Source organism: Campylobacter sp. BCW_6877 (genome assembly GCF_001762445.1).
GTDB classification, from domain to species: Bacteria; Campylobacterota; Campylobacteria; order Campylobacterales; family Campylobacteraceae; genus Campylobacter_D; species Campylobacter_D jejuni.
Genome location: NZ_MJWW01000012.1, coordinates 1 through 11,652, shown reverse-complemented (window position 1 = coordinate 11,652; position 11,652 = coordinate 1). Strand labels below are relative to the sequence as shown.

General features: G+C 34.7%; 7 protein-coding genes, 2 rRNA genes and 2 pseudogenes. All 11 read right to left on the bottom strand.

Annotated features, from left to right (window positions below):
* Nucleotides 1-18 precede the first annotated feature (18 nt).
* Entirely contained in the window at nt 19-480 is a 462-nt protein-coding gene (locus AJ936_RS10425) for a restriction endonuclease subunit S (protein ID WP_214283850.1), read from the bottom strand.
* A gap of 118 nt (nt 481-598) precedes the next feature.
* A pseudogene (locus AJ936_RS10420) lies at nt 599-1,311 on the bottom strand (restriction endonuclease subunit S); the annotation flags it as partial.
* 23 nt (nt 1,312-1,334) lie between these two features.
* Nucleotides 1,335-3,217 (bottom strand): annotated as a pseudogene (locus tag AJ936_RS01115) (N-6 DNA methylase).
* A gap of 130 nt (nt 3,218-3,347) precedes the next feature.
* Nucleotides 3,348-5,219 carry a molecular chaperone DnaK gene (gene dnaK / locus AJ936_RS01110; protein WP_070273956.1) on the bottom strand — a complete coding sequence of 624 codons (1,872 nt, stop codon included), beginning with the start codon at nt 5,217-5,219 and terminating at the stop codon, nt 3,348-3,350.
* A 22-nt stretch (nt 5,220-5,241) separates the two neighbouring features.
* Entirely contained in the window at nt 5,242-5,772 is a 531-nt protein-coding gene (gene grpE / locus AJ936_RS01105; RefSeq protein ID WP_002790452.1) for a nucleotide exchange factor GrpE, read from the bottom strand.
* Complete coding sequence (locus AJ936_RS01100; protein ID WP_070209839.1) at nt 5,769-6,560, bottom strand: HrcA family transcriptional regulator; 792 nt, start codon at nt 6,558-6,560, stop codon at nt 5,769-5,771. Before AJ936_RS01100 ends, grpE begins: the two co-directional genes overlap by 4 nt.
* Before the next feature lie 208 nt (nt 6,561-6,768).
* Complete coding sequence (locus tag AJ936_RS10185; protein WP_180365771.1) at nt 6,769-7,167, bottom strand: hypothetical protein; 399 nt, start codon at nt 7,165-7,167, stop codon at nt 6,769-6,771.
* 48 nt (nt 7,168-7,215) lie between these two features.
* The gene (locus tag AJ936_RS10180) at nt 7,216-7,710 is read right to left on the bottom strand and encodes a hypothetical protein (RefSeq protein WP_180365770.1); all 495 of its coding nucleotides are present in this window, start codon (nt 7,708-7,710) and stop codon (nt 7,216-7,218) included.
* Nucleotides 7,707-7,949, bottom strand: coding sequence for a hypothetical protein (locus AJ936_RS10175; RefSeq protein ID WP_180365769.1), 243 nt, complete (start codon nt 7,947-7,949; stop codon nt 7,707-7,709). The genes AJ936_RS10180 and AJ936_RS10175 overlap by 4 nt, the downstream gene beginning before the upstream one ends.
* 245 nt (nt 7,950-8,194) lie before the next feature.
* Nucleotides 8,195-8,311: ribosomal RNA gene (rrf, locus tag AJ936_RS01090) — 5S ribosomal RNA — on the bottom strand.
* A 279-nt stretch (nt 8,312-8,590) separates the two neighbouring features.
* A 23S ribosomal RNA gene (locus AJ936_RS01085) occupies nt 8,591-11,649 on the bottom strand.
* Between the last annotated feature and the right edge of the window lie 3 nt (nt 11,650-11,652).

The window sequence follows — 11,652 nt, the reverse complement described above, 5'->3', positions numbered from 1 at the left end:
TAATCATCTTTTATCCCTTTATAAGTTAATCCTACCACAAACAGCTTGGTTTATGAGTGTGGTTTTGTATTCTTTTATGAGTTTTATTTGTTTTTTGGTTTTTTCTATTATAGCATCTATTTTAGAAATTTCAGAATCTAGAAATTTTGCGATTTGCTCTTGTTCTTTTAGGGGTGGGATAACAACGGATAATCTACCTAACAACTCTTGACTAAGAGAAGCTCTAGTTACTAAACCATTTTCTTTTGCAAAAAAGGATTGATTAAAGCTTCTTCTAAAATAAAACTTTGCAAAATTATTATCTAAAACTTTTTTATCAGCTCTAAAGCGTATCAAGAAACCTGCAAATACTGCATTTTCAATAGTTTTTAAACATACCGAACTTATACCTATTTCATCAATAGTTTCAGAAGTTCTAGTAAAAAAGATATCACCTTGTTTTACAGAATATATTTTTCTATCAATTTCTGTAGAATTCACAAGCCCTTTAATATTATAAGGGATACAAATATTATATTATAAATATCTCCATAACTAACAAAAGGATATCCTGCTCCAAATGCTTCAGAATTGATACTTATTCCATTTTGAAAGCTTCCTAAATATTTTAATTTCACAATCTTCCAATGTTGTGGAATCTCCCCTAAATGTTCTATACCACTATCTTTGAAATTTATATTTTTATCAAGTCCTTTTGTGATAGTTTCATTTATCAGGGTTTGTTTTTGTTCTTTTAAAAGTGTGATGAGTTTTTCTTTTTTTCTCTATAAAATTTGCTATTTTTTCACATTTTTCATCTAAAAAATTTGCAATTTGCTCTTGCTCTTTTAAGGGCGGAAGTGGAATTTTAATATTTTGAAAATCTTCATATCTTAAATTATTCATATCCGAACAAAGTCCGTAAGAATATTTTTCATATTCACTAATCATATTTTTTGATTTTAATAAATAATAACTAAAACTAATATTTATTTGTTTATTTGAAATAGCTACAACATAAGCGGGACTTACTATACCTTTTTCAAGCATATTTATACCAACAGCACCTTGCCACATTCTCATTTTATTGTAAGCTATTGCACCTATAGGAACTATTTTGCAACTTGATTTATCATCATTAGAAGTATCTTTTTTGTTTGTTATATCATTTTGATAAACCACACCATTTGCTATAGTTACAGATAACAATGGATAGTTATTATCATTACATCTTACATTAAATTCATTAAAACAATATCTAATAGGAACTATCTGCCAATGCTCCGGAATTTCCCCAAGCCATTCTATGCCACTCTCTTTGAAATTTTTCATTGTACAATCTCTCTTAAAAGATCTTACACTTCTTTTTCTAGCTTTTCTAATTCGTTATTTATTTCTTCTAGCTTTCTTGGTGGTGTGTAGGTATAAAAATATTTGTTAAAAAGTATTTCATAGCCCACACTTGCACTATCCCACGCTATCCAAGAGTTTGCTACATAAGGCTTTACTTCTGTATCATAATAGCCTTGTATATCTGTTTTGAGTGGAATTTTTTCAGTATTGTTAGTTTTATCACTATCGATAATGAGATTTTCTTCGCTTTTTTTGAGCTTTACGCCTAAAAATTTGATAAATTCTTCTCTGTTTTTAAAGTCTTGTGGATTTTGTTCTAATTCTTGTAATTTTTCTAAGATTTTATCTTTGTCTTTTAGTTTTGCAAATTTTTCATCATCTTTTAAAGCTTCTATGCTTTTTGGTTTTTCTATGATGATTTTAGTATAGCCAAAGTCTTCATTATTCAAAATCTTGCAATCTTTATTACTTGCATTTTCTAAAAATAATTTAGTGATTTTTTCTATATGTTCTTTAGTCATTTCATTTTGTTTAGAGCCTAAAGACTTTTTCATTTTTGAAAAATATTCTTCATTTGTAGTGTTTATAAGCTGGACTTTGCCTTTTTTGTGTTCTGACTTTTTGTTGGTGATGATCCATATAAAAGTGGGAATGCCGGTGTTATAAAACATATTAGTAGGTAGGGCGACTATAGCTTCAAGATAGTCGTTTTCTATGATATGCTTTCTTATAGCTACCATACCGCTATCTGAGTTAAAAAGTGAGCTTCCATTATGCACGCTTGCGATACGAGAACCCAAAGGGGTATCTGTTTTCATCTTGCTAAGCATATTGAGCAAAAACATCATTTGCCCATCGCTTTTGCTCGTGATACCTACGCTAAATCTTGAGTCATTGCAAGTTGAATTTGAGCCTTTCTTTTCTACGCCTAGAATTTTTTGATCATTTTCCCAAGACTTACCATAAGGTGGATTGCTAAGCATGAAATCAAATTGTAAGTTTTGTTGATCATTGCTTAAGGTAGAACCAAATTTTATATGATCTGGATCTTCGCCTTTTATCAGCATATCTGCTTTACATATAGCATAAGTTTCAGGGTTGATTTCTTGTCCGTAAAGATAAATATTTGCCTTTGACTGTATAAGTCCTTCAGGATCTGTGATGAATTCTTTTGATTCTGTTAGCATACCACCACTTCCACAAGCATTATCATAAATAAGCCATGTTCCTTGTTTGATCTGCTCTTTTACAGGCAAAAATACAAGATGAGTCATAAGCTCTATAATCTCTCTTGGGGTAAAGTGCTCTCCGGCTTCTTCATTATTTTCTTCGTTAAATTTACGGATAAGCTCTTCAAAAACATACCCCATGCCAAGATTACTCAAGCCTTTATGGATAACATTACCTTTTTCATCTAAAATATCTTCTATACCGAAATTTACCTTAGGCGAGCAAAATCTTTCTATCACTCCAAAAAGTATGTTTGATTCTTCTAAGGTGTCAAGTTGGTTTTTGAATTTGAATTTTGAGATGATATCTTTGATATTTTCACTAAAACAATCCAAATAATTTTCAAAATTTATTCTTATGTTTTTTGGATCGTTTAGAAGGGTTTGTAGATTAAATCGAGAATAATTAAAAAAGCCTAGATTATTCCCTTGTTTTCCACCTAGCAAAGATTCTAAATTTTCAAATTCATCTTTATAGGTATTGTAGGTTTTAGAACTTTATCTTTTGTAGGCTCTAAAACCGCATCAATTCTTCTTATGATTGTCATGGGTAAGATAACATCGCGGTATTTACCCTTCATATAAACATCACGAAGCAAATCATCTGCCACACTCCATATGAAGTTGATAATGGGTTGGAATTGACTTTGTTCCATGATGCGTTCCTTATGTTTTTATTAATAATATATTATATAAAATCACTACTAAAAAATTTTTAAAAATTAAATAAGATAAAATAGAATTGAGTTCAAGCCTTTTAACAAGGCTTGAATGAAGATTTTAGGATTACTCAACTTCAGCGTCGATTACATCGTCATCTTTTTTCTTTTTATCGTTCGCTGCATTTGACTCATCTTTTTTATACATGTTTTCAGCTAATTTATGAGAAACTTCGCTTAAAGCTTTCATTTTGCTTTCAATCTCTTCTTTGCTTGCATTTTGATTTTTCAAAGTCTCGCGCAAATCATCAAGAGCTTTTTGGATGTTTTCTTTATCAGCAGTGGCAACTTTTTCACCCAACTCACTTAAAGATTTTTCTACTTGATGTGCCAAGCTATCAGCTGCATTTCTAGCATCTACAGCTTCTTTGCGTTTTTTATCTTCTTCTTTGTGAAGTTCAGCATCTTTTACCATGTTGTTAATTTCTTCTTCGCTAAGTCCGCTTGAACCTGTGATTTTGATCTCTTGAGCCTTACCTGTTGCTTTATCTTTTGCGCTAACAGTTAAAATACCATTTGCATCAATATCAAAAGTAACTTCGATTTGTGGCATACCGCGTGGTGCTGGTGGAATTCCTTCAAGATTGAAATTTCCTAAAGATTTATTATCACGACTAAATTCTCTTTCCCCTTGTAAAACATTGATAGTTACAGCACTTTGATTATCCTCAGCGGTTGAGAAAACTTGCTCTTTTTTAGTTGGGATAGTTGTACCTTTTTCGATAATCTTAGTCATTACCCCGCCTAGAGTTTCTATACCCAAAGAGAGCGGAGTAACATCAAGTAAAAGCACATCTTTAACATCGCCTTTTATAACCGCACCTTGAATCGCCGCACCAATAGCCACAACTTCATCAGGATTTACAGACTTGTTAAGATCTTTATTAAAGGCTTTTTTCACTTCTTCTTGCACTAAAGGAACACGAGTAGAGCCCCCTACCATAACAATTTCTTTGATCTCATCTTTTTTAAGACCTGCGTCGCTTACTACTTCATTGATTTTAGTGATGGTTTCAGCTACTAAAGAATCAATCATACCTTCAAATTTAGCTCTAGTAAGTTTTTTAACCAAATGTTTTGGCCCACTTGCATCTGCTGTGATAAATGGTAAATTAATTTCAGTTTCATTAGCTGAACTTAATTCTTTTTTAGCGTTTTCTGCTGCTTCTTTCAAGCGTTGTAAAGCCATAACATCATTTTTAAGATCTATGCCTGTTTCATCTTTAAATTCATTAGCTAGAAAATCTATAAGTTTATTATCAAAATCATCACCCCCTAAGAAAGCATTACCACCTGTTGCTAAAACTTCTACTACATTATCGCCGGTTTCAAGCACGGTAACATCAAAAGTTCCCCCACCTAAATCATAAACCACGATTTTTTCACTATCTTTTTTATCAAGTCCATAAGCTAGAGCTGCTGAAGTAGGTTCATTGATAATTCTTAATACATTAAGTCCTGCTATCGTTCCTGCTTCTTTTGTCGCTTTTCTTTGCGCATCGTTAAAATATGCAGGTACAGTAATAACCGCATCTACAACACTCTCGCCTAAGAAAGCCTCAGCATCTTCTTTTAGTTTCATTAAAACTTTTGCTGAAATTTCTTGCGGAGTATAAATTTTACCTGCGATCTCAATCGCACAAGCGCCATTTCTTTCAGTGATATGATAAGGAAGTCTGTTTTTAGCTTCTTTAGCCGCGTCTTCATTGATCATCAAACCCATAATTCTTTTAATAGAATAAATAGTTTTTTCAGGGTTAGTCACCGCTTGGCGTTTTGCACTATCTCCTACTAAAACCTCGCCTTTATCTGTAAAAGCTACCACAGAAGGAGTTGTATTTTTACCTTCTTTATTTGGTATTACTTTACTCTCGCCGCGTTCATACACAGCAACACAAGAATTGGTTGTTCCTAAATCTATACCTATAACTTTACTCATTTTTTATCCTTTTTATTAAAATTTATTTTGCTACACTAACTTTAGTTGGGCGGATTACGCGATCGGCTATTTTATAGCCTTTTTGAAGCACGGTAACCACTTCACCACTTTGATGATTTTCACTATCTACATGAAACATTGCCTCATGTAAATTTGGATCGAACTCTTTTTCTTCTTTAATAAGAGCCACTCCATGCTTTTCAAGTTTTTTAAGAAACAAATCTAAAGTGTTTTGCACTCCTTCTTTGATTTTTAAGCTAATTTCATCATGGCATTCGACATTGATAGCTGCTTCTAAAGCATCTAAAACATCAAGCAAATCCTTTGCAAAGCTTTCATTTGCATAAGCCATAGCACTTAGCTTTTCTTTTTCCATTCTTTTTTTAATATTTTCAAATTCAGCGTTTGCACGCATATATTTGTCTTTTAATTCATCATAGTCTTTTTGCAATTTGTTTTGCTCAACATCTTCGATATTTTGCAAATTCTCATCTTGCAAATGTTCAGAATTTTCTGCGTTTTCGTTTTCAAATTCTTGCTTTTGCTCGCTCACGCCGCCTCCTTTATGTATTGTAATATTTTTTTATAATCCGTATAAACACTACCTGCTAAGATAATATTTACATCTTCGCCCAAAAACTGCGCATCCACCTTAAGCCCCATAAAACCTTCTTTAAATAAAGGTTCAAATTCAAGACTTTCTTTAAAATAACGATGAACTCCACAATCTAAGAGCTTAACAAATTCATCATTTTGATAAATTTGATAAGCTCTTTCTTCATTACTTCTATAGCAAATCAAATTTTGTCTTAAGCTAGCTATTTTTTCTACAAGATCTATAAAATGAACTCTCAAAGCTATTCTTTCTATACTAAAAAGATCTAATCCTATAAGACTTTGTAAAAAATTCCATGCTTCTTTTTCATATTTTAAAACTAGCTCTTCTTCTTTAAAATCAAGCACTATAAATTTAGCATTTAGATTAAGCACTTCTTTAAGTACTAAGCTTCTACCACCATAAACAAGACAATAAATTTCAAATTCTTTGCTCAACTCTTTTAAAAAATTCTCACTTTTGATATTGATATCTTGATCTTGTTCTTTTTTCCAAAAACTTTGCCAGTAATTTTGCATTGTCAAAATAGTAGGAATTCTACCACTACTTATATGAAGCTGAGTGATCAAACCCTCGTCGCTAAGCCTTTTAAGATAAACGCGTATAGTTGAAGCAGGGATGCAAAGATTTAAATTCAATTCATTTGAACCAATAGGAACATTATCTAAAAGATAAGTTTGGATGATAGAATCTAAAATCAAATCCTTTTTATCTCGGCTTTTCATAGCTCTTTCCTTAAATTTTTAGCACTCTATTTTTTGATTGCTAAAAGTATTATACAACATTGAGTGTTATTTTGTCAAGTATAAATATAAAAAAATATACTTAATTTTATTTAGTCTATATGACTAAACTTTTATTAGTTGATTTTTTATAAGAATACAACATATCAAAATAAAAATAACAATACACTTTACAAGATAATTATAAAAACTAAGCCCAAATTTTAATTAAATCAGCTATTTTTCCATAACTTGTAGAATTTGTATCAAAATAAGTTTGCTTCATTTCGTTGACAATTTCACCAAGATTGTCATAATTAAGTTTAGTTGCATCTTCAGGTTTTAAACCTAGCATTCTTGCACTTCTTTGTTTAAATAAATCCACAAAACCTTCATAGAAAATTTTAAATTTATCCAGATTAAGAACAAGTTTTTTATTACCAGTTTCTTTATCTTCAACTTCATCAAAAATTTTATCAGATAATTGCATTTTAAGTAGAGATTTTTCATCTTCACTTAAATCATCATATTTTACACCTTTACCTAATTTATCTAAGATATCTTTAATTTCTATTGTATTAGTTTGATTAAATTTAGTTAAAGTTAACATACCTACGCTTTCAGTCCATCCAGAATTTGGAGCTTTGGTTTTTACTGCTTACATGCCAGTTTCGCTAAAACTAAGCTCTCCATTAAAATCTCCATCTTTTCTTATCATTTTATCAAGCTCTAAACCTATAGTTCTACCAGCATAATCTATATCTTTAGTATCATCTGGACGCATTTCTCTAAAATCTTTTTCAAAACCAAATAGAGTATCCACGCTACCATTTAATTGTGTATAAGATTGCACAAAAAGTCCTAAATTTGTTTCCTGTGCTACAAAACCACTTTTCGTATCTTCAAGTTCATAATCTTCTAAATATCTATCATTATTTCTATCACTAGCCACATAAGCTCTAGTATATGCTATATCAGCATACCATCCAGCCACGAAATTTTCAGCTTTTCCACTTAATATATATGATCCATCAAGTCTTTTAGTCATATCTTCTTTGTCAAATTCAATCCCCATTTTATTGATGGCTGTTGAACTTAAAGCACTACGAACGAGTTTATTTGTAATAGGATCTCTAAAATATATAGTAGTCATACCTCTTTCAGCTTTTTTACTTTATCACTTACCTTTTGATTGAAAACTTTTTCATCTTCTAATCTTTGAAGCATAGTTTGAGCTACATCTGTTTTTTGCTCTTGAAATGAAGAGGAATTTTCGTCTTTTTCATTAAGAATATTTGGTTTTAAATTCAACTTAAAAGATTTGTATACACTAGCTTGCTGAGAAGATTTAGATATGGGTTGAAAATGATTAAGAAATTTTATAAAATCCATTTTGATGCCTTCAAATTTTCGACATCTTTTCAAAAATATTGTTAATATATTTTACGTAATTTTAACTTAGAAAATTTTAAATTTTATCCTCTATTATTTTCCAAACCCCTAAAAACACCCTATTCTCTTAAAAACCTTAACCAGCAACAAACTCTTTTTTAAACACGATTCTAAGTGTCATCTAAAACAACAATAAAAATAAACATAGGATTTATATATAAAGTAAGTAATGAAGACATTTAACAAGTCCGCAATGAGCTACTTTCCCCCTGCCAGTAAGGCGTAGTATCATCACCCACGATGTGCTTAGCTTCTTGGTTCGGGATGGAGCAAGGCGTTTCCACATCTGTATAATCACGGACATTGTTATTTAAATATTCTTTGAAAGATTGAATTTAAAAAATAAAGCTTAATCTTTTATTTCTTTACTTTTTTTTCTTTATTCTCTTTCTTCTTTACTTATCTTTTATCTTTGATAAGTTTTTATATAGAATACTTAAAAAACAATGTTAAGAGCAAGTTCTAATACAAACTTTACTTGAAAGATTTTATTAGCTTAAAAACATAATGTTTATATAAACATTTCATATAAAACATTCAAAGCTTTCTTAAAAACCTTAACAAGGAAGTGATGCTTTATTAAAGATAAGCCAAACGCTCTATTAGTACTGGTCAGCTAAAGGACTTTCATCCATTACACACCCAGCCTATCAAACTAGTAGTCTTCTAGAGAGCTTAGAGAAGATTCATCTTAGAGTTGGCTTCACGCTTAGATGCTTTCAGCGTTTATCCTTTCCAAACTTAGCTACGCTGCGATGCTCTTGGCAGAACAACAGCTACACCAGTGGTTTGTTCAACCCGGTCCTCTCGTACTAGGGTCAAATCTCTTCAATCTTCTTACGCCCACGGCAGATAGGGACCGAACTGTCTCACGACGTTCTGAACCCAGCTCGCGTACCGCTTTAAATGGCGAACAGCCATACCCTTGGGACCTGCTCCAGCCCCAGGATGCGATGAGCCGACATCGAGGTGCCAAACCTCCCCGTCGATGTGAGCTCTTGGGGGAGATCAGCCTGTTATCCCCGGGGTACCTTTTATCCTTTGAGCGATGGCCCTTCCACACAGAACCACCGGATCACTAAGACCGACTTTCGTCTCTGCTTGACTTGTATGTCTTGCAGTTAAGCTGGCTTATACCTTTATACTCTACGAACGATTTCCAACCGTTCTGAGCCAACCTTTGTAAGCCTCCGTTATTATTTGGGAGGCGACCGCCCCAGTCAAACTACCCACCAGACATTGTCCCACTTGAGGATAACTCAAGCTGGTTAGCTACCCAAATAAGAAAGAGTGGTATCTCAACAACGGCTCATATACAACTGGCGTCATATACTCAAAGCCTCCCACCTATCCTGCACATTCTTATCCAAGTAGCAGTGTCAAGCTGTAGTAAAGGTCCACGGGGTCTTTCCGTCTTGCCGCGGGTAGGAGGAATTTTCACCTCCACTACAATTTCACTGGATCCCTCTTTGAGACAGCTCCCATCTCGTTACGCCATTCATGCAGGTCGGTATTTAACCGACAAGGAATTTCGCTACCTTAGGACCGTTATAGTTACGGCCGCCGTTTACTCGGGCTTCGATCAAGAGCTTCGCTAATGCTAACCCCATCAATTAACCTTCGAGCACCGGGCAGGCGTCACACCCTATACATCCTCTTACGAGTTAGCAGAGTGCTGTGTTTTTGGTAAACAGTCGGGAGGGACTCTTTGTTGTAAGTTTCTTCGCTTTCGGAGTAAATCCTAGTACGAAGCTAACCACACCTTATACCGAAGATACGGTGCTATTTTGCAGAGTTCCTTAAAGAGAGTTCTTCCACGCGCCTTAGAATACTCATCCCACCCACCTGTGTCGGTTTACGGTACGGGCAACATTAGCTAAACTTAGAAACTTTTCTTGGCTCGACGGCATCAGGGGTTCTTCTATCCATCCGAAGACTTCAAAAAGCCTTTCAGTTCTCGGAGTGTTCTTATACGGATTTGCCTGTATAAGCTCCTACAACCTTAGACTAGCACTTCCATCCGCTAGCCCCCTTAGCCCTAAGCGTCCTTCCATCGCACACTAATGTTGGTATTGGAATATTAACCAATTTGCCATCGTCTACCCCTTTCGGACTCGACTTAGGACCCGACTAACCCTACGATGACGAGCATCGCGTAGGAAACCTTGGGTTTACGGCGTTAATGATTCTCACATTAATTATCGCTACTCATGCCTGCATGCTCACTTCTATTCGCTCCAGCACTCCTTACCGGTATACCTTCGACGCAAGTAGAACGCTCTCCTACCACTTGCACACAACTTAAACTACTTAAACTTTAAACCAAGAATATTTTTACTGATTTTACTAAGTTTTATTTCTATCTTTACTCTATAAAAATCAGTAAAAATATAACTTAAAACATATAACTTAGTTTTTTATATTCTAAACTTAAATAATCTAAGTTGTGTGCAAGTCTACAGCTTCGGTACTTACTTTAGCCCCGTTATATTTTCCGCGCAAAATCACTAGACCAGTGAGCTATTACGCTTTCTTTAAAGGATGGCTGCTTCTAAGCCAACCTCCTGGTTGTTTAAGTAACTTCACATCGTTTTCCACTTAAGTAAGATTTAGGGACCTTAGCTGGTAGTCTGGGTTGTTTCCCTCTTGACGACGGATTTTATCACTCGCCGCCTGACTGCTGTGATTACATATAAGGTATTCGGAGTTTGATAGGGTTTGGTACATTGGTGTATGCCCTAGCCCATTCAGTGCTCTACCCCCTTATATTACGACACAACGCTATACCTAAATATATTTCGGAGAGAACCAGCTATCACGAAGTTTGATTGGCCTTTCACCCCTATCCACAAGTCATCCCGGGGCTTTTCAACGCCTATGGGTTCAGTCCTCCACTAGTTCTTACACTAGCTTCAACTTGCTCATGGATAGATCACTTCGTTTCGGGTCTGCAGCATCTGACTAAGCGCCCTATTCAGACTCGCTTTCGCTACGGCTTCGCGTTTGCTTAACCTTGCCAGACACCACAACTCGCAGGCTCATTATGCAAAAGGCAGTCCATCACACTGTATTGCTACATAGTGCTCTGAATGATTGTAAGCAAATGGTTTCAGGTTCTATTTCACTCTGATCACCTCAGTTCTTTTCACCTTTCCCTCACGGTACTTGTGCACTATCGATCTGGTATTAGTATTTAGGGTTGGATCGTGGTCGACCCGGATTCAGACAGGATTCCTCGTGTCCCGCCCTACTCAGGATACTGCTAGCTAAGCTTTGTTTTTCGCATACGGGACTATCACCCTCTATGGCTATACTTTCCAGAATGTTCTGCTAAACTCAGCTCTTGCACATTGCAGTCCTACAACCCCCAGTGCAAGCACTGGGTTTGCCCTCTTGCGCTTTCGCTCGCCGCTACTGACGCAATCTCTATTGATTTCTTTTCCTGAGGGTACTAAGATGTTTCAATTCCCCTCGTTCGCTCCTATATAGGTAATGTATATCTCTATACATTGGGTTGCCCCATTCGGAAATCTACGGATCAAAGCTTCTTGACAGCTCCCCGTAGCTTATCGCAGTCTAGTACGTCCTTCATCGCCTTTACCAGTCAAGGCATCCACCATTCGCTCTTAGTAGCTTACCTTTT